At 36.5% G+C, this 20,620-nt stretch carries 24 protein-coding genes; 17 read left to right on the top strand and 7 right to left on the bottom strand.

Translation table 11 applies throughout. From position 1 onward, the window contains the following. Window positions 1-6: 6 nt before the first annotated feature. The 5 genes from J1899_RS18395 to J1899_RS18375 all read left to right on the top strand — a co-directional run bounded on the left by J1899_RS18395 (window position 7) and on the right by J1899_RS18375 (window position 1,992). Entirely contained in the window at window positions 7-291 is a 285-nt protein-coding gene (locus J1899_RS18395; RefSeq protein WP_214475704.1) for a hypothetical protein, read from the top strand. 53 nt (window positions 292-344) lie between these two features. Continuing rightward, the gene (locus J1899_RS18390) at window positions 345-494 is read left to right on the top strand and encodes a CD1375 family protein (RefSeq protein WP_214475702.1); all 150 of its coding nucleotides are present in this window, start codon (window positions 345-347) and stop codon (window positions 492-494) included. 110 nt (window positions 495-604) lie between these two features. Beyond that, entirely contained in the window at window positions 605-898 is a 294-nt protein-coding gene (locus J1899_RS18385) for a hypothetical protein (protein WP_214475700.1), read from the top strand. An 11-nt stretch (window positions 899-909) separates the two neighbouring features. Next, the gene (locus J1899_RS18380) at window positions 910-1,176 is read left to right on the top strand and encodes a phage holin (protein WP_214475697.1); all 267 of its coding nucleotides are present in this window, start codon (window positions 910-912) and stop codon (window positions 1,174-1,176) included. A 120-nt stretch (window positions 1,177-1,296) separates the two neighbouring features. Then, complete coding sequence (locus tag J1899_RS18375) at window positions 1,297-1,992, top strand: N-acetylmuramoyl-L-alanine amidase family protein (RefSeq protein WP_214475695.1); 696 nt, start codon at window positions 1,297-1,299, stop codon at window positions 1,990-1,992. 130 nt (window positions 1,993-2,122) lie between these two features. Here the strand turns inward: J1899_RS18375 and J1899_RS18370 are convergent, their stop codons facing one another. After that, entirely contained in the window at window positions 2,123-2,788 is a 666-nt protein-coding gene (locus J1899_RS18370) for an HAD family hydrolase (protein ID WP_214475693.1), read from the bottom strand. 145 nt (window positions 2,789-2,933) lie between these two features. Further along, window positions 2,934-3,266: a hypothetical protein gene (locus tag J1899_RS18365; protein WP_214475690.1), complete on the bottom strand. Its 333-nt coding sequence runs from the start codon at window positions 3,264-3,266 to the stop codon at window positions 2,934-2,936. A gap of 362 nt (window positions 3,267-3,628) precedes the next feature. Here J1899_RS18365 and J1899_RS18360 point away from each other — a divergent pair, with 362 nt between their 5' ends. Both J1899_RS18360 and J1899_RS18355 read left to right on the top strand, forming a co-directional pair. Beyond that, window positions 3,629-4,123, top strand: coding sequence for a hypothetical protein (locus tag J1899_RS18360; RefSeq protein ID WP_214475688.1), 495 nt, complete (start codon window positions 3,629-3,631; stop codon window positions 4,121-4,123). 59 nt (window positions 4,124-4,182) lie between these two features. Next, entirely contained in the window at window positions 4,183-6,678 is a 2,496-nt protein-coding gene (locus J1899_RS18355) for a P-loop NTPase family protein (RefSeq protein ID WP_214475686.1), read from the top strand. A gap of 100 nt (window positions 6,679-6,778) precedes the next feature. Here the strand turns inward: J1899_RS18355 and J1899_RS18350 are convergent, their stop codons facing one another. Then, window positions 6,779-7,108: a YolD-like family protein gene (locus J1899_RS18350; protein WP_214475684.1), complete on the bottom strand. Its 330-nt coding sequence runs from the start codon at window positions 7,106-7,108 to the stop codon at window positions 6,779-6,781. 110 nt (window positions 7,109-7,218) lie between these two features. Between J1899_RS18350 and J1899_RS18345 the strand changes: the two genes are divergently transcribed. Together J1899_RS18345 and J1899_RS18340 are read left to right on the top strand one after the other, a co-directional pair. Next, window positions 7,219-7,437 carry a hypothetical protein gene (locus J1899_RS18345; RefSeq protein ID WP_214475682.1) on the top strand — a complete coding sequence of 73 codons (219 nt, stop codon included), beginning with the start codon at window positions 7,219-7,221 and terminating at the stop codon, window positions 7,435-7,437. A gap of 2 nt (window positions 7,438-7,439) precedes the next feature. Next, the gene (locus tag J1899_RS18340) at window positions 7,440-7,679 is read left to right on the top strand and encodes a YolD-like family protein (RefSeq protein WP_214475680.1); all 240 of its coding nucleotides are present in this window, start codon (window positions 7,440-7,442) and stop codon (window positions 7,677-7,679) included. A 35-nt stretch (window positions 7,680-7,714) separates the two neighbouring features. Here J1899_RS18340 and J1899_RS18335 read toward each other — a convergent pair whose 3' ends face one another. Beyond that, the gene (locus J1899_RS18335; RefSeq protein WP_214475678.1) at window positions 7,715-7,912 is read right to left on the bottom strand and encodes a helix-turn-helix transcriptional regulator; all 198 of its coding nucleotides are present in this window, start codon (window positions 7,910-7,912) and stop codon (window positions 7,715-7,717) included. 265 nt (window positions 7,913-8,177) lie between these two features. Between J1899_RS18335 and J1899_RS18330 the strand changes: the two genes are divergently transcribed. Genes J1899_RS18330 through J1899_RS18320 form a run of 3 tightly spaced genes read left to right on the top strand, consistent with a single transcriptional unit; the run spans window position 8,178 to window position 10,382 of the window. Further along, window positions 8,178-9,449, top strand: coding sequence for an FtsK/SpoIIIE domain-containing protein (locus J1899_RS18330; RefSeq protein ID WP_214475676.1), 1,272 nt, complete (start codon window positions 8,178-8,180; stop codon window positions 9,447-9,449). Beyond that, complete coding sequence (locus J1899_RS18325; RefSeq protein WP_246586520.1) at window positions 9,397-9,966, top strand: replication-relaxation family protein; 570 nt, start codon at window positions 9,397-9,399, stop codon at window positions 9,964-9,966. The genes J1899_RS18330 and J1899_RS18325 overlap by 53 nt, the downstream gene beginning before the upstream one ends. After that, window positions 9,963-10,382, top strand: a complete 420-nt coding sequence (locus J1899_RS18320; protein WP_214475674.1) for a hypothetical protein — start codon at window positions 9,963-9,965, stop codon at window positions 10,380-10,382. Before J1899_RS18325 ends, J1899_RS18320 begins: the two co-directional genes overlap by 4 nt. Window positions 10,383-10,510: 128 nt before the next feature. Here the strand turns inward: J1899_RS18320 and J1899_RS18315 are convergent, their stop codons facing one another. After that, on the bottom strand, window positions 10,511-11,578 hold the full coding sequence (locus J1899_RS18315; protein ID WP_066442790.1) for an NAD(P)/FAD-dependent oxidoreductase: 1,068 nt from the start codon (window positions 11,576-11,578) through the stop codon (window positions 10,511-10,513). A 377-nt stretch (window positions 11,579-11,955) separates the two neighbouring features. Here J1899_RS18315 and J1899_RS18310 point away from each other — a divergent pair, with 377 nt between their 5' ends. Then, entirely contained in the window at window positions 11,956-12,195 is a 240-nt protein-coding gene (locus J1899_RS18310; protein WP_066442791.1) for a YuzB family protein, read from the top strand. A gap of 101 nt (window positions 12,196-12,296) precedes the next feature. Here J1899_RS18310 and J1899_RS18305 read toward each other — a convergent pair whose 3' ends face one another. Further along, window positions 12,297-12,983, bottom strand: a complete 687-nt coding sequence (locus J1899_RS18305) for a DUF2225 domain-containing protein (RefSeq protein ID WP_214475671.1) — start codon at window positions 12,981-12,983, stop codon at window positions 12,297-12,299. Window positions 12,984-13,258: 275 nt separating this feature from the next. Here J1899_RS18305 and J1899_RS18300 point away from each other — a divergent pair, with 275 nt between their 5' ends. Together J1899_RS18300 and J1899_RS18295 are read left to right on the top strand one after the other, a co-directional pair. Then, complete coding sequence (locus tag J1899_RS18300; protein WP_214475669.1) at window positions 13,259-13,621, top strand: HesB/IscA family protein; 363 nt, start codon at window positions 13,259-13,261, stop codon at window positions 13,619-13,621. A gap of 541 nt (window positions 13,622-14,162) precedes the next feature. Next, entirely contained in the window at window positions 14,163-14,879 is a 717-nt protein-coding gene (locus J1899_RS18295; RefSeq protein ID WP_214475667.1) for a response regulator transcription factor, read from the top strand. On the opposite strand, the gene J1899_RS18290 is transcribed toward J1899_RS18295, so the two are convergent. Continuing rightward, complete coding sequence (locus tag J1899_RS18290) at window positions 14,863-15,012, bottom strand: anti-repressor SinI family protein (RefSeq protein ID WP_082851611.1); 150 nt, start codon at window positions 15,010-15,012, stop codon at window positions 14,863-14,865. The two genes, J1899_RS18295 and J1899_RS18290, sit on opposite strands and share 17 nt — an antisense overlap. 107 nt (window positions 15,013-15,119) lie before the next feature. Between J1899_RS18290 and J1899_RS18285 the strand changes: the two genes are divergently transcribed. Next, entirely contained in the window at window positions 15,120-20,288 is a 5,169-nt protein-coding gene (locus J1899_RS18285) for an AAA family ATPase (RefSeq protein ID WP_214475665.1), read from the top strand. Between the two features lie 107 nt (window positions 20,289-20,395). Further along, window positions 20,396-20,605: a hypothetical protein gene (locus tag J1899_RS18280; protein ID WP_214475663.1), complete on the top strand. Its 210-nt coding sequence runs from the start codon at window positions 20,396-20,398 to the stop codon at window positions 20,603-20,605. The last annotated feature ends 15 nt before the right edge of the window (window positions 20,606-20,620 follow it).

The raw sequence follows: 20,620 nt of genomic DNA, 5'->3' as shown, positions 1-20,620 counted from the left end.
TTTGTTTTGTTGAAAGTACAATATACGAATGAAGATGAACGCACAGATATTTTAGAACAGCATGCAGATATGTTTTTCATTGAGGAACAAAATTTAATAAGCGGTAACTTTTTAATATTTTCAGATAATCCTTTACCTGAAAAGGTAGTTTACAAAGAAGTACCAGAAATAGAATTTAACAAATTAAAAGATGAGAATACGTTGTTAAAAGCGCAGAATTCTTCTTTATCAGAAAGAGCAGATTTTATCGAGGATGTTATTGCTGAGATGGCAATGAATGTTTATCGATGATATCTGCCTTTTTAATATATTTAATTACAAAAATTTTAGGAGATGATGGGATAATGATGGAAATGTTTTTTGCACAGCGAGTAATTTTACAAAAAACAAAGTTTGATGAAGTACCAACTACACTGCAACCTGGTGTTTATGAGCATTTGGATGACAGTGGTGTAGCATTTTTAGCAGGTGACTACCAACCTCCTGCTGAATAAGAGGAAAATTAAACAGACCAAAAGCGTACAGGAGTAGGCTTTTTTATTTTGGCTTAAAGGGAGTATAGGGGTTACATTAACCCAATTAGAGATAGAGAGGGGATTCGGGAGTGGACGACGTGGTAGAACGTTTAGATAATCATGAAGATCGGATCAAAAGCCTGGAAGAGTACAGGCTGCAGCAGGAAAAAGTTAACTTGGAGATAAAGTCACAGCTAACAGCCACTGAAATGACAGTTATTAAAGAATCTAACAAACAGCAAGAAATGACCAAGCAGTTGTTAGATCATGTGTTAAACAGTAAAAGATTTACACAAGAGCAATTTTGGAAATTCACAGGAGCAGCTGCCGGTACCGGTGGCTTGCTTTATTTAATTTTCGAGGCTTTTGTGAATAAACAATAGGAGTGATCAAGATGATCAATTGGAAAGTCCGTTTTAAAAACCCATTATTTATTGCACAGTTGTTTCTCTCGTTCTTCTTACCATTGCTTGGCTATTATGGATTAACAGCGCAGGAACTCACAACTTGGGGTTCTGTTTTTAGTTTGTTATCCAATGCCTTTTCAAACCCTTATGTATTTGTGTTAATCATCGTTAGCTTATGGCATGCAATTAATGATCCAACAACCAAAGGGATCAAAGACAGTGAACAAGCAAAAAGATATCAATGGCCAAAATAGGAGCTGCCTTCGGGTGGCTTTTTAATATGTCTGAAAGGGGTGAGTTTTATGTAGAAATCAGCAGTAGTACAAGCTTTAAGATACTAATTTAAATAAAAATAAAACAAGAGGTGATTAAAAATGGTAAAAATTTTTATTGATCCAGGTCATGGCGGAACAGATCCAGGTGCAGTAGGTAATGGAATTCAAGAGAAAAATATCACTCTTCAAATCTCAACTAGAATTAGAGACATGCTAATAAATGAATATAATAATGTGGAAGTCAGGATGAGTCGTACAGGTGACTCAACACTATCATTAGCACAGCGTACAAATGCAGCTAATAGCTGGGGAGCTAACTTTTTATTGTCTGTTCATATTAATGCTGGGGGCGGAACTGGATATGAAGATTTTATCTATCCAGGTGTAGGTGCTCCAACTACCACTTATCAAAATGCTATTCATGAAGAAATCATGAAACAAGTCGATTTCCGTGATCGCGGCAAGAAGACTGCTAACTTCCACATGTTACGTGAGTCGAGAATGCCAGCCTTACTGACCGAAAATGGTTTTATTGATAATGCTACTGATGCATCAAAGTTAAAGCAAGCAGCATACATTGCTCGTATTGCTCGTGGTCATGTGAATGGTATTGCTAGAGCCTTTAATTTACCGAAAAAGTCAGGTGGAGGCGCAACTTATCATACTGTGGTTGCTGGTGATACTGTTTATGCATTAAGTAGACAGTATGGCAGCACTATTCAACAAATTCGAGACTGGAACGGTCTTGATGCAAATTACACAATCCGTGTTGGCCAAAGGTTACGTGTAAAGTAAATGATTAGTGGGTAATATAACTTTACTCCAAGAACTATACAGACAAAAAGCCCTTCCGTCCGGAGGGGCTTTTTAAACTAAAGCACCCGTTAGCTTAAGTACATTTGTTCACAATCTTACCTTTAGAATATTATTTTACTTTGTTCGTCATTAAAATATCTCTTATCTGGTCAACACTACGAACAATATGAGTAGGATTAGATTGACTTATTTCTTCAAAAGAACCGTATCCATAAGTTACTCCAATTGAATCAATACCAACGGTTTTTGCACCAATAATATCGTGCTTACGATCTCCCACCATAAGAAAGTTATCAAGCATATAATCTTTATACTTTTCAAGTATGTATTGGATAATTTCAGTTTTTGATGTTCTCGTACCATCAAGATTACTTCCAACAACGAGATCAAAATAATGATCAATATTAAAATATTTAAGAATTTGTTCTGAGAATACCGTAGGTTTGGAGGTTGCTACGATTAAGGTATATTCTTGTTCTTTTAATGATTTTAAAAGTGGTGGTATATTGAGATATAATTCATTTTCGAACATACCCTTTTGCTTAAATCGTTCTCTATAAAAATCTATTGCTTTTTGTGATTTTTCCTCACTAAAACCGTAATATTCAGCAAAGGAAACTTGAAGCGGTGGTCCAATAAAACATTCAAGTTTATCAAGATTCGGTTCAATAATGTCCAATTTCTCTAAAGCATATTGAACTGATTTAGTTATTCCTACTTTCGGATCAGATAGCGTGCCGTCTAGATCAAATAAAATTATTTTATATTCGTCCATAAAAAATCCCCTCCAATATCATAAAAAGCCAACCCAATTTTAACATATAAAAGTTTTAAATATTTAAAATAAATCAACGAATAATTAAACTAACCTGCCCCGTTAGTAAAAAAAGCCTTCTCAATCACTGAGAGGGGCTTCATAATTACTTGGTCTTAATCTCATCTCTCTGTTGTTCATTATATTGTTCTGGATACCCCTCTTTTATATCTTCAATGGTGCCGTAAATTATTCTTGACTCCCGATTATTCAACCTAAACATCGCGATCTGTTTAGCAATTTCCAAGGTAGTTCCATAGCAATTATGAACACTTCTGTTTTTTGTTTCTGCTGACACATTATACATGTCGTCAATTATAAATACTCTGAATTTTACTTTGCCCTTACGGTAAAACCAAAACCAATTCCAAAACTCATAAAGATTGAGCAAGATAACGTCATACCAGAAATATTGAAGCTTTTCCCATAAGTCATTCATTTTTTAATCACCTCTCATAATTTATCTATGAAAGTATTTGACAAATAGGAGGATAGTCCTTGTGACGATTTTGTGTCCCAGATTAACGGTTTAAATCGAGCGGGTAGTTTAAGAATCCGAAAATCAGGAAAAATAAATCATTTCAAAAAATTAAAGGGTATTTCTTAAATTGTTTAGAATATATATTGCTTATTAGGCAAAGATGTTAACAAATAGCTATTGAGTACATACTATATAATTAATATTGATTGACTCCTTATTTAATTACGAGTAAACTTAGTTGGTAACCTAGGTGCTCTGTGTACCTTTTTAAGTCATTTAAATACAGTGTTTTAAGATTAAGTGTTGAGGGTGTACAAGTGATGAATATAGAATTAGTTGCATATTCAATGGTCCATGAGTATTTATTAGGTAGATTACCAAGTGCTCAAACATATGACGATCGTATTATTGCCCAAAAAGTTGGCTATATAACAAAATCCTTAGGTATTCACTATGGGAAAAATGTGGACTTTTTTTGGCATAAACGCGGACCTTATTCTCGTGTGCTTACTTCAATGCTATTTAAAATTGAAAATAATAAAGAAGAAATTATAGAAGATACAAAAAATTTACGTATTAAAGGGCCGATATTACCAAAATTGGATATGATTAAGTCTCTAATTGATAATCGACCAGCTTCATGTCCAGAAGTTTTTTGGCTAGAGATTCTTGCTTCGTTATTATTTTTAATGAAAGACCCTTCTAATCTGAACAAACTCAATATTGACGAACTTTTAATAAAAAAGAAGCCATTTTTAGAGCTGCATCGCCAATCTGTATTAATCGCCAAAAATTCACTCCAAAATTATGTATAAAAGGGTTTTAGTGTTATAATATTTAGCACTGAAACCCTTTTTTTATAGGAGTGTATAATATGCCGAAAGTAGATTTAGATTATACAGAACGTGAAAAATATTTAGAAGACTGGGCAGCGGAAGCGGAGTCATTCCAAACACCTATTGAATTAAGTGAGGCAGACACAAGATCAAAAATAATCGATCCCTTATTTAAAGATGTGTTAGGTTGGGATGAGTCTCAAATTAAAAGGGAGGCATATACCCCTAAAATTGGATTTTACGATTACAAATTTGACTCGGGGATAAATAAATTTGTTTTAGAAGCTAAGAAGACTACAATTGAGTTTTCGATGCCAAAAAATAGAACTATAAAATATAAATCACTAAATATTAAAAGTGATCTAAGAAAGGCTATTGAACAAGGTATAAATTATGCCACTACTATAGGTATTAGTGTAGTTGTTGCTTATAACGGAAAACAACTGGCTGTAACTTATATTCCGTATACACATATTCAGAATTTTAATGATACATATCTATTTAGAGATATAAATGATATTTGTACAAATTTCTCTAAGTTCTTCAATATCCTATCGCCAATTGTTAATTCAAACGAGGAACTACATAAATTAATAGTCCCTGATCAGAATAATCCTTTAATTAGACCAAGACCGCCGTTTAAAGATAGGATTACTTCTATTCAAAAAGATATAAATGCCAAATCGCCGAGCAACGAGTTATCACAATACTTCGAAAGTATTCAAAGTAGATACTTTTCGGATATTATCACAGACGAAGAGTTACTGATGAAATGTTATTGTGGAAATACTTCAGCAGCCAAACTTGGAAGAGAAATAGAAACTGTGCTAAGAGATCGAGCTCCTTTACTTAACTTTCCTGTAGAGATCCAAGAACTTGAAGTTGAAAAAAAGTCTGCTGGGAAGTTTGAAAAGAGGTTTCTAAAAGCAAAAAATGACACTAAATTATTTCTAATATTAGGCGGATCCGGTGTAGGGAAAACAACATTTATATATAGATTCTTTAATTTTATATTGGAAGAGTTGGACAGAGATTTTTTAGTTTGGCTTTACTTGGATTTTAAAAAGTATAGCGAAGAAGGAAGTAATATCGATGATTTTGTTTATCGTCAAATAGAAGAACAACTTCTTGATAAATATTCCGATTTGAATTTATTTACGGATATAGATATTTTAAAGTCTGTATTTTCAAAGGATTTGAAATATAATCAAGCTTTATTAAATTTATTACCTACACAAGAAGAGCGTGATAGGGAAATAGTTCGAATAATTACCGAGAAAATGAAGGATAAAGAATACTTTGTAAAAAGAGTATTTGAGTATTTAAGATCAAAAGAATATGGAACTTGTATTGTGTATGATAATGTGGATCAATTAAATATTGGGCTGCAGACAAGGTTATTCAAACATGCAAATTCGTTAAGGGAAAGTTTAAGAACTACAATGATTTGTTCATTACGAGAGGAAGTTTATTATAGTCATAGAAGAGATAAAGCTATTAATTTTGCTGAAATAGAGTTATTTCATATCCCGGCACCTAAATTCTTAAATGTACTATCAAAACGTTTAAAGCTTTTGAGAGAAGAAACAAAGTCTGATGAAGTTTTTAGAATTGAAAGTGAAGCTGGGATTATGACGAGTATTAATAAACAAGATATAATTGATGTAATTACTAAAACTTTTCTTGGTAAGCAAGAAAATTTGTTATTGATTGAGATGTTAGGTAACCGTGACATAAGAGAGAGTTTGAAGATATTTAAAAAAATGCTTACTTCTCATAATATAAATATCGATGACCTACTGGTTTCAGCTGCAACATTAGCTACTACAGGTAAGGAAATATCATTAACGATTGAAAATTCTGAGTTATTAAGAGGGTTAGCTCTTCAAGATAGAATTCATTTTGTGAGCAGTAAGACAGAGCCCTTAGTTAATATTTATGATATTGCGGATGATGGTTTTTTTTCACACTTTATTAAGGCTAGAATTTTGTTATATGCTCAATCTAGATTGGGGCAAGCTTTAGGGAAGTTGCCCAATGGATATTTTCTAATAAAAGACATGTATAATGAAAAATTCCATAATTTTGTGACAAGTTATGGGCGGTTTTTAGATATTTGTAAGTCTTTGCAAATCGCTGGAGCTTTAGTAAATGCTAATGGGACAATCAATGAAATCGAAGAAGATAACGCAATAATATTAGGAGCTGCAGGTAGTTATTATCTTTCGCATTTAATTGGTAATCCATTTTACTTGTCTTTAATGTCAATCGACACGCAAATATCCAATGAAGAAATCCATAATAAAATTTTAAAGCTGTATGAATCTTCTTTAAATGACAGTGATGTGATGAAAAAAAGAAGGTATATAGCAATGGCGCGAAAGTTTATTGAATATTTAAAGGAAGAAGAAAATAAAGAAAGGTTGTATTTTTCATCTGTAGAAATAGATACAGACAGTTCATATTACTTTATTTCGAATACTATAGAGGATAAATTCAATAAATACTGCCAAGATCAAGGGCTAAATCTTTAATAAACATATTTAAGCAATAGCGAAAGTAAGAGGGCTCTTCATTAATAGATACAAGTTGTCGAAGAGCCCTAATTAAATTTATAGAATGTTCGATTAACCTCTAATTCCTCTCAACAGCAGTAATATCAACAATCATTATTTTAATATTTTCATCTTCTTTCTCCAGAAATATGTATTTCATGAGATAATCAACCCTGCTAACGATCCCAATGTGATCATTAAAATATCCTGCTTGCCATATAGTAATCTTTATTTCTAGTGTGTAATTCAGCGATTCCATAACAATAATCCCTATTTCCTCGAGTTCTTGTTCGTCCAGCTGCGGCTTTGCTTGTTTATAATAATCTTGATCTACATCACTCAACATTTTCCTGTGTTCAGGCATAAAGTGTGCCGGCTGCCATTTTAAAAGTCCTCGATCACGCAACATATTTCCATCTCCTTTAACCAATATTATATGCGAACGTTAGTTCTTCATTCAATTGAAATCGAACAAAAGTTCGTATATAATTAATGGTAACAACAAAGGAGGTTTGGTCGATGAAAGGGTTATTGATGAGGGCTGCAGGAACGGGAGAAGAATTAGAAATGATTTACCAGGACCACAAAGGGAATATTAGTCAGCGGAAAGTCAAGGTATTAACTGTTAACGAAGAGTCTTTTCATGCTTACTGTTTCATTCGACGGCAGCAGCGTACTTTTAAATTAAATAACACCTTATCGATCGCACCAGCACGGAAAATGAGGAGAGGGGCATAAAAATGGCTAAAGTTAAGAAAAAAAGACCAACAAGAGATGAATTTGAACTAGAGGAGATTGGGAATTCACTTACAGAGGCACATGCTGAAAAATCAGAAGTGCATTTGATTGTTTGGGAAAAAGATCCTGTTCAAGGGAATATCGTAAAGATGGATAGCCGCACAAAGTTAATTCACATTGAAAAAAACACCGAGATTACTAAAGTCCCGTTTATGGACATAATGAAGGTTTCTATACTATAAACAAGTAAAGCTCCTCTCTTTTGAGAAGAGCTTTTTTATTCCACTAAATCTCCCCATAAACTTTCCACTGTTGCATTAAGCGATCGAGCTATTTTGATAGCAACTGGCAGCGTAGGCATTGATTCTCCACGAACAATTTTACTGTATGCGCCTGGTGTTAGGTTCACTTTTTGAGCAATAAAGGCTTGCTTAATCCCCGTCTCTTTATGATATTTCTGCAACTTAGTTTCCACGAAAATTCACCTCACTTTAAAAATTCTTCAAAAAATATGCTTGTCCTCTAAATTTTTGTGTATTAGGACAAACATTTAATTACATATCTTTTACCATTCAGCAAGATATACGGTTTTACATTCGCTAATTGCAGTCGTTTTAAAATTCTCTATGTGCACAGTAACCCGACATCAAAAATGCTAGTATTACCAAGGGTTTCCTCAGTATTTTGTTATTCGTTTACCTTGCAACTATTACTACGTAATACTAAAAGGAGGGGTGGCGTTGATTTTTGAAATTCTTACTTCAACTTTAATGGGTGGTTTAGCTGGTTATTCATATTTAAAAAAGACTGGCATATCCAATGATGCAGATAAAATCCAAAGAATTTTTAACAACGCTGGCATGACGATCAGAGAGGATGGCAAAGTAAAAACCATTCGGCTTCAGCGCAAAAGGAGAATTGATGGAGGAATGGAGTATGTTTATCAGCTACCGTTAGGAATGTCATCAGAAGAAGTAATTGCGAAGAAAAATGTATTGGAGGATGGCTTGAACATTAAGGAAAAAATCTTTCAACTCCAGTTTTCCGACATTCTGAACCTCAAGCTTGATAAAACATTACACAAACAATTAAAGGAGTTATTAACCAGTAAAAAATCCAAGAAGGAAATTGACATTGAATTTGACGGCATGCTGCGAATTCGTATATTTAGCGAGGGGTTACAGAGCAAATATGAATGGAATGAATCTTATCTTAAAGAGAATACCTGGTCCGTCCCAGTCGGCAAAACAAGATCATCTATTGTGCGCCATGATTTTGATGAGCACAAACATTTAATTGTTGCTGGATCAACTGGTTTTGGCAAGAGCGTGCTGTTAAAACTTATAGTTACAACTCTAATCTGCCAGCAGCCTGAAAATGTTCATCTGCACTTAATTGATTTAAAAGGTGGATCTGCTTTTCAACGTTACAAGGATCTAAAACAAACGAAAAATTTCACTCGGGAGCCGGCAGCAGCCAAGGGGATTTTAAAAGAAATACAGAGCCAAATGGATATCACATATAAAGAAATTGTTGACCTAGGGTATGAAGATATAAAGGAATCTGGCATAAAAGATCGGCATTTTATCATAATCGATGAAGCAGCTGACATAGCAGATGATTCGGCCGCGATGGAGGTTGTAACGGATATAGCAAGAAAAGGCAGGGGAGCTGGGTACTATTTGGTCTACGGGACCCAGTATCCATCTAGCCAATCCATCCCACAGCAGACTAAGAGAAATATTCCTGTGCGGCTTTGCTATGTACTTGATGATGCTACAGCATCTAATACTGCGCTTGGTCAAACAGGAGCTGAATCTTTACCAATGATTCCTGGTCGCGGCATTTATAAAAACGTCAAAACACAAGTCGTGCAGACGCCATTTATCAGCAATAAAGAAATACAAAAACAAATTGAGCCTTATATAAACATTAGACCAAGAGAGGAGGCGCCAACCATTGAAAAATCAGAAACGAATAGAGGAAATACTTTTAAGCTTGAAGAAATGTGATTACCTATCAAGAGAACAACTGCAACGTATGCACCGTCTTGGTCAAGACCGAAATGCCCAGCGGATCCTAAGCGGCATGGAGGAATACTTATCTCACTTCTTAGAGAATAAAATGAAAGTTTACTATCTAAATTCAGCAGGCCGAGACATGGTGCTCTCTGAGAAAGTGCGCAAAAAGACAGCACAAGTAAATCATTATCTAATGAGAAATGATCTATACATTGTATGCGGTCGCCCAATCAGCTGGCAGAATGAAGTTAAGATATCCATTAACGATATATCCCTCATAGCAGATGCAGCTTTTATCTCCAATAAATTACACCACTTTGTTGAAATAGACTACAAACAAACAATGTCTCAAAACATTCAAAAAATAAAGAAATATAAGAAGTTATCCACTTATAATCCACAATTTGTGCTCATCTGGGTAACTACAACGGATTTCAGGAAAAAAAAATTAGAACAGTTATGTGAAGGGTTAAAATATAAGGTTTATTTAAGGGAGGATTTGAAGTGAAAACTCAAACTATGTCTATCAGCGCATTTATGTCTGGCAGCTATAAAAAAGAAAAGCCAAAGAAGAAATATGGGCAACTAGCAAGAAGGATAGGCACATCAATAGCAATCCCTTTAATAGCAGCTAAGCCAGCATTTGCAGCTACTCCAGAAGCAGTTCCGGTTGCAGCAACTCAATTTATCGGTGAAAAGACATTAGAAGTGATTGCTCATGCTTTGGATCCATTGATTGATTTGATGGTTGCCCTTAGTTTTCCTGTTTGTTCTATTATTATAGTAGGTTCTTGCTTTTTCTTTATGCTGGGTAAAAGTGAGCGTGGATGGAGTGGGATTCAAAATGCAGGATTGGGTTATGTTCTTATTCAAATCATGCCAATGTTATTGGGTGTACTTAAAGAAATAGGTAGTGCGATATAAAAAACCCAACAAAAACCCAACAAAAAAAGTGCAATCTGGTATAAAAGATTGCACTTTTTGTTATTTCAACTATAGATAAAGATTGCTAAATCAACATTCTATATAACTAAATATTATTGGGTGAAAAGTTATCCGTTATGATACTTATACATCCACAAAATCCCTGATTTCAAAAGACGTGCAACCCGGCCTGTGATGGCACGGTCGGCAACTAGGCCAAATCCGTGTTTTTTACCGAGGGATCCAAGCACACCTTTCAGTTTAATCGTCGGAAGTGATTCTGGAAGCTCTTCACCCTTCCAGCGCTTGACTAGGATCTGGACGATTTGCTCTGCCTGCCCTTCTGCAAGCTGTGCACTAGGCGCATGAGGGAGACTTGCACAGTCACCAACCACATAAACATGCTCATCTTCAGGCAGGTTGTGATGCTTAGTAAGCACGACGCGGCCCTGCTGATCTTTTTCAACTTCTAGAGCACGGACAATTTTATTAGGCTGAATGCCTGCTGTCCAAACGATTGCGTCCGAATGAACCGGTTCATCATGATTGTATAATACATTGTCCTCTACCTTGGTAATATTGGACCCACTGACAATTTCCACCCCATGTTCAAGGAACCAATTTTCAACATAGGTGCTCAGACGCTCAGGAAAGGCAGAAAGGATATGTTTTCCGCGGTCAAATAACTTAACATGCAGATCCGGGCGGCTTTCATATAGCTCAGAAGCGAGTTCAACTCCGCTTAAACCTGCACCGACAATAGAAACAACTGACCCTGGAGCAAGATTGTTCAGCTTTTGATAGGTTCTTCGCGATTTTTCAATGGTCTGGATGCTATCTGTATAAATATCGGCGCCAGGAACATTGTGGTATTTATCCTCGCAGCCAAGACCTATGATTAAATCATCATATGAAACTGGCTTTTCTTCCTGCAAATATACCTTTTTCTCTGCTAGATTAATATTCGTTATTTCTCCGTACTGAATGCGCAGCCTAGGATGCTCCGGGTAGGCAACGCGTACATGCTGGTCTGAAATTGTTCCAGCTGCCAATGCATAATACTCAGTTTTTAAACAATGATAAGGTACACGGTCAATTAATGTGATTGTCACATCATCGGGAAGCTGATTTGGAAGTAGACGAGCGAGTACCCGCATGCCTCCATAACCTCCCCCTAAAATCACGAGATTTTTCATGGAAATTACCCCTTTGTCCGTACTAAAGAAATTGTCAGATTACTATTTAATGTTTTTACAGAAAAATGAGAGGCAGAATGAATAAGTGCCATGTATGCTCTCTTTGGCAACAATTCTGCTATTAAGCAGTTCGGATTATATATAATATTATGAAACATAATTCAATAAAAAGTATAACGAAATTACGGTTAAATCACAACATATATCGGTGTATTATTCATATTAGGAAGCATAAAACGCTTTCTATAAGCTGCAAATTTTTTAACCTGCTTATTTAGGTTATGCTTTTTTAGAATAATGTCGCCAGCGATTGAACTCAAAAGCTTGAACATGTTCATTAAAAAAGGTAGATTAAAGATTGTAGTGAGGTGAGGAACATGATTAAGCCTATTATTGAATTCTGTGTCAGTAATCTGGCAAGTGGTTCATACAAAGCTCTAGAAGAGCTTGAGAAAGATTATGATCTTGATGTGATTGAATACGGCTGTCTTGGCTATTGCGGAAAATGCTCTGAGCATATGTTTGCGCTGGTAAATGGTGAAGTAGTCACAGGAGATACAGCTGAGGAGCTTGTAAGCAATATATATCAATTTTTGGAAGAGAATCCAATGTTTTAAATAGATGAAAAGCTGGTTCCCTTTAGCGGACCCAGCTTTTCTTTGCATGCTCAAAAATTATGGAACTAACTTAAGAAGTCAATCTTCTAGTATAGATGACCCTAGATTTTTTCTTTCATCCGCATGGTTTGCCACTGCTCACGCGCCATTTCTATGATTTTAGGTTCAGTGCTTCTTTTTTGCTGTTCTAATACTTTTGAAAAGTATTGAATGGCAAGCTCATTCTGGTTCGTTCTTCTTGCTAACTCTGCAATTAGATATAAAACACGTATTTCGGAGATTTTTGATCCTCTAAAATCCTCATTTGTATAGGAAGCAAGGTAATTGTCAATCGCAAGCTTTAAAAAACGCTGTTCCTGCTCTTCATTAGCCTCTAATCGATATAGCCAGGCAAGTCTCATGTTAAGGCCGGCAATTGTAATCCTCTTCTCTTGCTTTAAAATCGCACAATAAATAGCCAGTTTATATGTGGAAATCGCTTCTTCGGTCGTTCTAAGGCCGCTATAGCTTCTTTCCGCCCAACGGTCACACACTTCTGTTTGGATTTTGACTTCTGTTCCTGGCGGGAATAAAGAAACAAAATCCTCTGAGTACGAAAAGCCGCAGAATGGGCATGTTTGAATATAATAAAGCAGCGGGTTACTTGAGCCGGCAGAATAGCGGGGAAGAAAGTCTGAATCATACCCATCAACTTTAATAAACCGTGAACGCACCCTTTTACTCGTAAAAACCTGCTGGCACTTAATGCATTTGTATTGTTTATCATATGTAGGTTCGATTTGATTCATATGTCTTTCCTCCTGTTTTCCGGCATGTGAATTATAGTTCTATCGTATCATATAAACGGAGTGATGAGAGAAAAAAGTGTTTGTTTTTCATGTGAAAAAAGTAGTAATTTATACCCAATAAAATACACCTGGATTTGTATATGAAACAAAGATTGGTGTGTGTGAATGATGGATTCAAAAATTTATTCTTTCTGCAATAAACAAGATTAGTTGAGGAACATAAAAATACTGTATATACTAAAGGGAAAGGCATTTATTTTTAAGGAGGGTTTACGATGAATGATGTTGTCATTTTAACGGAAGCCGCTGCTCTTCATATAAAAGACATGATGAAACATAATGAGGAGGAGAACGCTTTTCTGCGTGTTGCGGTAAAAGGCGGAGGATGCAGTGGTTTATCCTACGGCATGGGCTTCACTCATGAACAAGAGGAAAAGGATCTTTTCTTTGAGCAATTTGGCATTCCTGTCGTAGTAAGTTCAGAGGATGCACCGATTTTAAATGGTACAAAAATTGATTTCAAACAAAGTATGATGGGTGGCGGATTTACGATCGAAAATCCAAACGCAATCGCAAATTGCGGCTGTGGTTCATCATTTAGAACAGCAGCAAACTCTGGAACACCCGAGGAATGTTAATAATGAACACCAAAAAGAAGCTGGGACATAAGTATTTAACACTCTCATAGAACCGAATGGTTAGGAAGTCATCTTTCTAACCATTCGGTTTTTTTTACGATTATAAAATGTATTTTATTAGCATGAGTGAAATGGAGCGGAGGACACTCGACTCCAGTGGGCAATAGAGGAAAGGGTGAGACCCCGCAGGCGTGCCGAGGAGGCTCAGCTTCCTCCCCACGGAAAGCGAGGGTCCGCAGCGCAATGGAGCGGACTTGTTTAAATACCCAAACCAAGATATCGAAAGTTCGTGTTTTAGAAAGGTTTATTCGTTTTGTCCCAGTCTCTTTTTTTATTAGAGATTCATTCAATTAATGGAACAACATTTCTAACTAGGAAGGAATTAACTCCTGGATATGGAATAATAGATTTATAGGTTCCTCCATACAGAGAAAAAGCATATGAAAATAACGTAAAAAATAATGAGAAGTATATCCAAATATTATATAATTGTGGGAAATAAAGGGTTTAAAGCAGGGTGAAGAAAGGACGAAAGCCATAGATGACGAAAGAGACCATACTTCTTGTTGATGATGATCAAGACATTCAAAATCTGCAAAGACTTTATCTCCAAAAAGAAGGTTTCAGGCTGCATTTTGCCAATTCAGGCAAAGAAGCATTAAAGATCGCAGCAGAACAACAGCCCAGTCTGATTATTTTAGATGTTAACTTGCCAGATTTGGATGGGTTTGAGGTTTGCCAGAGCTTAAGACAATATACAAAAGTTCCAATCTTGTTTGTCACAGGCAGAAGTGATGATGTGGATACGATTTTGGGACATCGCATTGGCGGTGATGACTATATTTATAAGCCTTTTAATCCAGGTGTTCTTGTGGCGAAAGTAAAGGCACATTTGCGCCGTTATCGCGAATTAACAAGCGTGCCTAAGGATTCAAGTGTACAAGAATTACAGCATGTTCTTATGTTTGGGGATTTAATTATTGAAAAAGAACAATGTACAGTGAAAAAAGGCGGAAAAGAAATTACATTATCAACTAAGGAATTCTTGCTGTTATGCTTCTTAGCTGAAAATCCCAATCGAGTATTCAGTCTGGAACGGATATTTGACAAAATATGGGGTGAAGAGAGCTTAGGTGACTATCGTACTGTAATGGTACATATCAGTAATCTGAGAAAGAAAATAGAAAAGGATCCCAGTAAACCGGAGTTTATTTTAACTGTAAGAGGTTTGGGCTATAAATTCAGCGGAGACCAGTGATCGATGTTCTGAAAAATTTGCGTATATCCTCAATAGTCAATCCCATTTTTTTGGCTTCAAGAAGGAGTATATACCATTCTTCAAATTGCTCTTTAGACATTTCAGTGTGATCAGATTTCATCAAATTTGCCATCTTAAGCCTCCATTGAAAATGTTTTCATTGTATCTATATTATAAAGTTGAAAGTTAAAGTTTAGTTAAAGTGATATTAAAGTTCTTCTAAACATGAGGTGTACGTATTTGGACAAAAAGAACCGTATTGGCGACTATCAGCTGCTGGAGATTGAAATTGAACTGCATGATAGCGTCTTTTTTAAAGGGCTATCAAATAAAGGGAAGCAGGTTTTAATCAAAACCTTCAAAAAGGAATTTCCAGATAAGAAGGAAATTGCTGCATCCCTTCATGAATTTCATATGAGTGAAAAAATCCCGGAAATGATCCTGCGGCCAATTGAGATCCTGCAGCATCATTCGGTCTACTATTTTATATATGAATATTTCCAAGGCATCCCCTTAGCAGAAATATTAAAACAAACAAAGCTGCCTCTGCTTGAAAAACTGAAGATCTCATACCATTTAGCAAATGCCCTCTCTGCACTGCATCGGTATGGAATGATTCATAAAAATATAAATTCCATGCAGATTCTTCTTTCAGAATCCACATTAGAAGTTAAAATAACAGGTTTAACATATGCCACCTTTTTAAAACAAGAAAGCTATGCCATCTCTAGCCAGCATCAAGTATTTGAAAATCATCCTTTGTATATGTCTCCAGAGCAGACAGGGAGAATGAATAAGCCCATTGATTATCGATCTGACCTGTATTCCTTAGGGGTGGTGTTATACGAGCTGTTTACCGGTCAATTGCCTTTCAATATGGCTGAGCATAGCCAGCTTGTTCATGCACACCTTGCCAAAAGACCTAAACATCCAAGTCTGCAGCTTCCTGATTTACCTGAAATAATTGGAGAAATTATTTTAAAATTATTAGAAAAGACACCAGACAATCGCTATAAAAGCGCTTGGGGTCTGAGGGAAGATTTAGGATATGCCATTAGCCAATATCATGCATTCGGAAACATTCCAAGTATTGCGATTGGACAACATGACCATGGGCTCGTTTTTGAAAAGGCTGGTCGATTATATGGACGGGAAAAAGAAATTTCACAAATTCATAGAGCTTTTGCGCATGTAGCAAATGGCGGAAGAAGCCTATTGCTTATTCCAGGAGAGGCTGGGATTGGGAAGACAGCACTCGTAAATGAGATTCATAAACCATTGATTAAAGAAAAAGGATATTTTATTTCAGGAAAATTTGAGCAAATGAATAGAACAGTTCCTTTTGCGCCAATCCTTTCTGCCTTTCAATCACTCATTCGCCAGTTTCTGACCGAGAATAATGAACAAGTTGAGATCTGGAAGCGGAAAATAACAGAAGGATTGTCTGTACACTCTGCTTCTCTCACAGCCATTTTGCCAGAGCTTGCCTGGCTGATTGGAAAGTCGGGTACTGCCTATAATCGATCATTACTTGATACACAGCGTCTGCAGCTATATACTTTTCAGCAATTTATAAATATCTGTGCAACGAAGGATCATCCACTTGTCTTATTTCTTGATGATTTGCAATGGGCAGATATTGCATCGCTGGAATGGATTGAATATATGCTGACACAGTCAGATTGCAGATATTTTATGATCATTGCTGCTTTTCGTGAAAATGAGATAAGTGAACAGCATCCTTTTAATAAAACAATGAATCTATTAAAGGAAAAAAATATCCTTTTCTCTAGTATCCCAGTTAGAAACCTTGCCCAAAATCAGGTGACATTATGGCTGGAAGAGTCCTTCTGTGACAAGGGAACACATATTGAGGAATTATCTGTTCATATTTATCGGATCACACAAGGAAATCCATTTTATATCAGACAGCTATTGAAATCCTATGAGGATGATGGACTCATTACACTTCTTCCAGAGCAGCGGAAATGGCGTATTGATGAGAAGTATAAAGATAGCTACGTTGATGAAAATATCCTATCCTTCTTAATTGGGCGAATTGAGATGCTGCCTTCGCATGTTCAAAATATATTACAGTTGGCTTCTTGTATTGGAAATCGTTTTGACCTAAAAACATTATCTATTATTTCTGGAGCATCGCTGGAAGTAACAGCTGAGCAGGTATGGGATACCCTTGAAGCTGGGATGGTTTTGCCGACCAGTGTATCCTATAAATGGATTTATCGTGAAGAAGCTGAAGCAATGGTTGAAGAAGAACCCCTCTATTACACTTTCTTGCATGACCGAGTTCAGCAGGCATTCTATGAAATGATGACAAATAACGAAAAAGAAGCAGCACATCTTACTATTGGGCGACTGCTCTGTAAGCATAAATCCTCCATTAAAAACGATATTTTCACAGTGGTTAACCACTTAAATAGAGTTCAAGATAAACTAACTTCACATGAAAAACAACAATTAAGAGAGTGGAACATTATTGCGGCAGAAAAGGCTAAAAATGCATCGGCGCATTCAGAAGCACTTGCTTATTATGAATACGCACAGCATTTATTTAATGAGGCCTCTTCAGGCAAAGATGATCACTTAACCTATAGGCTCATGAAGGGATTGGGAGAATGCCAGTACGTAACAAGCCAATTTTCTGAGGCGGAGCAAACCTTCAACGAACTGCTGAGTTATACAAAAAAGAAAGCAGATCAGCTCGAAATATATAATTCTAAAATGATACTGTATACACATATGCATCGAGTCGAGGAGTCGATTCAGGCAGGATTAGAAGGATTAAAGCTTTATGGGATAACGTTTCCAGAGAAACTGACAAAAGGAGATGTAGCCAAAGAGTTTTTGCTGGTTCGTCTGGCGCTCAGCAAGCGAAAAAGGGAGCAGATACTAAAACTCCCGGAACTTAATAATGATGAAAAACAAGTGCTGAATACGTTGATTACCATGAATTCGGCTGCCTATCATATCAACCAGAATTTAGCTGCCCTTTTAATGCTGAGGGCTGTCCGTTATACGCTTAAGCATGGAATTGCCAATATTAGCGCCCTTGTCATCAATAATTATGCGCTCATTCTGAGTTCCGGATTTAAAGACTTTCAAGGAAGTGTACTGTATGGCAAGCTTGCTTTAGAACTATCAGAGTATTTTGGCGATGTGGGAATTAAAGGCCGTGTTCACTTTGTATATGGAAGCTTTGTGAATCAATGGCATTCCCATATAAGCAAAAATGTTACATACATGGAAAGCTCCCAGCGCTATTGTCTTGATGCGGGAAACATGCATCTCGCAGGAGCAAACAGTTCCTTTATAGTCGTATCCATGCTCATCCAGGGAGCACAGCTGGACACCGTTTTAACTCGTGTTAATCAGCAGATTCAATTTATCAATACAATACAATATCCCATTTCAATTGGTTTTTTAAATGAAATAAAACATTGGACAAGCATGCTGCAAAGTAATCATCCCCATTATCATTGGGAAATGCAGCCTGTCTTAGAGGATGACTCTGCTAAAATTATGCATTATACGATTCGCCTGCAAATGGCGTATCTATTCCATCAAAGGGATTATGCGGCAGCCATTTTACAAGAGCTAAGTCCACTAGTCAGCAATCGGCTTACGCTTGTCATAGTGCCCGAGTATTATTATTATCTCGCCTTGTGGTGTACAAAGGATTCTGAAATAGGCAGAGCATATAAGGGAGAATGGCGAAAGAGTTTAAAAAAGCTTGAAAGATGGGCAAAGCTATCCCCTCAGAACTATAAGCATAAACTCTTATTAATGAAGGCAGAAAAACAGAGAATAACAGATGGTGGCATTAGTACGAAATTACTTGCGTTGTATGATGAAAGCATTCGGCTTGCAGAGGAGAATGGATTCATTCAAGATGGTGCGATTGCCAATGAATGTGCCGGCTATTATCTTAAAGAATTAGGCTATGTAAAACTCGCACAGCCTTATTTCGAAGGTGCTGTCAATCTTTATGAAAAATGGGGAGCAGGATTTAAGAGACAGCAATTAGATGTTGATTCTAAAAGGATATCTGTCCCTATTCAGGTAGAGCCTCAAGCCTATTACGATGTCCATGCAGCATTGCAGGGTGCAGCACAAAGCATTTCCAATGAAATGACTATGTCAAAGCTTGCCTCCAAGCTACTAGGCGTTGCTATGGAATATGCCGGTGCTGATCGAGGTTTTATCTTATACAGAAGAAAGGATACTTTCTTTGTCGGAGAATGCAAAAACGTAAATGAAACTGAAGCTGAACGTTACCGTGATCTGCCGATTACAGGAAAGAATCTGCTGGCTGAAAAGGTTGTGGCTTATGTGAAAGCAAGCAGCGATTACGTGGTTCTTCATCATGCAGCCGCAGAAGGATTATTTATAAAAGATCCATATATTAAAGAATCTCAAACGAAATCACTATTCTGCAATCCCATTATGCGAAAGGGTGAAGTGATCGGTGTCTTATATTTAGAAAACAGGCATGCATCACATGTTTTTACAGAGGAAAAGACGAAACTGCTTTCAATTTTGGCAACTCAATTATCCATTTCAATTGAAAATGCTTATGTCTATGAAAGAATGGAAAAAGCTGTAGCTGAGAAAACGGAGCAATTACTGAATGCAAATCAGTCGTTAGAAAAAATTAACATGAAGCTAGAGGAAGTTGAGCAAAAGAGAAAACATTTTCTAGCGAACATATCTCATGATCTTCGCACGCCAGTAAACGTCATTAGCGGCTATTTAGAAGCAGTCATGAACGGACTTGCCAGGGATGAGCAGGAAAAGAACTTTCTAATTGGCAAGGCACTCGAAAGGTCTAATGAATTGGAGGAGCTTATTCAGGATTTATTTGAATTGTCGCAGGCAGAGTCTGGCCGCTTACAATTTGATATTGACTATATCCCGCTATCGCAATTTATTGCTTATATTAAAAATAGATATAAGAATGAGCAGCTCGGAGAACATTTAGCTTTTCGTATAGAGAATGTGCTCATAAATGAAGAGATAGAAGACTATATGATCGGTGTGGATCCTGAAAGAATACGGCAAGTATTTGCAAATATTATAAGCAATGCCAAAAAGTATACTGGGTCTGGTGAAATTATCCTGTCATTTAGATTACAAGGAGTTAATGAATTATTAATAATGATTCGTGATAGCGGTCAGGGTATACCGGCTGATGTTCTTCCCTTTATTTTTGACCGTGATTATACAAATAGCTACGGGGACAACAAAAAGAAAGGTCATGGTCTAGGCTTAAGCATCTGCAAGGAGATTATTACGGTCCATAAAGGAATAATCTGGGCAGAAAGCCAAGAAGGTGAGGGAACTACTTTTTATATTACTCTCCCGCTTTTTCAATTTTCTTTAGAAAATTAATATGTACAAGCACATTTTTACGTTTGCTGGATGCTAGCCTTTGCAGCTTGTCCTCCTCTTACATAAGATACATTGTAAAACAAAATAAGAGGAAGGGAGTTGTTATTATGGGATGCCGTAATAATAACGGAAATGTTGCAGGAGCTTTTGACGATAATTTTAAGGTAAAGGTGCATGCTCACATTGATGGCGAAGATCTTTGTCGTGCTGTTCGCCGCTGCTTAATCAATGACCTTGTCGCTGGTGCAGAGGATGACAACAACAACGATAATGATAGAGACTGCTGCTGCCATAAGCGCAGAAGATCTTGGATCTAATCGGAAAAAACTCCG

It is taken from the genome of Cytobacillus gottheilii, assembly GCF_018582665.1.
In the GTDB taxonomy this organism is placed as follows: Bacteria; Bacillota; Bacilli; order Bacillales; family Cytobacillaceae; genus Cytobacillus; species Cytobacillus gottheilii.
The sequence above is the reverse complement of the archived record's forward strand: the minus strand, read 5'-3'. Positions and strand labels throughout refer to the sequence as shown.

Coding starts and splice junctions, on each gene's coding strand:
- J1899_RS18390 (WP_214475702.1), top strand. CDS start 345: ATGATGGAAATGTTTTTTGCACAGCGAGTAATTTTACAAAAAACAAAG.
- J1899_RS18380 (WP_214475697.1), top strand. CDS start 910: ATGATCAATTGGAAAGTCCGTTTTAAAAACCCATTATTTATTGCACAG.
- J1899_RS18375 (WP_214475695.1), top strand. CDS start 1,297: ATGGTAAAAATTTTTATTGATCCAGGTCATGGCGGAACAGATCCAGGT.
- J1899_RS18370 (WP_214475693.1), bottom strand. CDS start 2,788: ATGGACGAATATAAAATAATTTTATTTGATCTAGACGGCACGCTATCT.
- J1899_RS18365 (WP_214475690.1), bottom strand. CDS start 3,266: ATGAATGACTTATGGGAAAAGCTTCAATATTTCTGGTATGACGTTATC.
- J1899_RS18360 (WP_214475688.1), top strand. CDS start 3,629: ATGAATATAGAATTAGTTGCATATTCAATGGTCCATGAGTATTTATTA.
- J1899_RS18355 (WP_214475686.1), top strand. CDS start 4,183: ATGCCGAAAGTAGATTTAGATTATACAGAACGTGAAAAATATTTAGAA.
- J1899_RS18350 (WP_214475684.1), bottom strand. CDS start 7,108: ATGTTGCGTGATCGAGGACTTTTAAAATGGCAGCCGGCACACTTTATG.
- J1899_RS18345 (WP_214475682.1), top strand. CDS start 7,219: ATGAAAGGGTTATTGATGAGGGCTGCAGGAACGGGAGAAGAATTAGAA.
- J1899_RS18340 (WP_214475680.1), top strand. CDS start 7,440: ATGGCTAAAGTTAAGAAAAAAAGACCAACAAGAGATGAATTTGAACTA.
- J1899_RS18315 (WP_066442790.1), bottom strand. CDS start 11,578: ATGAAAAATCTCGTGATTTTAGGGGGAGGTTATGGAGGCATGCGGGTA.
- J1899_RS18310 (WP_066442791.1), top strand. CDS start 11,956: ATGATTAAGCCTATTATTGAATTCTGTGTCAGTAATCTGGCAAGTGGT.
- J1899_RS18305 (WP_214475671.1), bottom strand. CDS start 12,983: ATGAATCAAATCGAACCTACATATGATAAACAATACAAATGCATTAAG.
- J1899_RS18300 (WP_214475669.1), top strand. CDS start 13,259: ATGAATGATGTTGTCATTTTAACGGAAGCCGCTGCTCTTCATATAAAA.
- J1899_RS18295 (WP_214475667.1), top strand. CDS start 14,163: ATGACGAAAGAGACCATACTTCTTGTTGATGATGATCAAGACATTCAA.
- J1899_RS18290 (WP_082851611.1), bottom strand. CDS start 15,012: ATGGCAAATTTGATGAAATCTGATCACACTGAAATGTCTAAAGAGCAA.
- J1899_RS18280 (WP_214475663.1), top strand. CDS start 20,396: ATGGGATGCCGTAATAATAACGGAAATGTTGCAGGAGCTTTTGACGAT.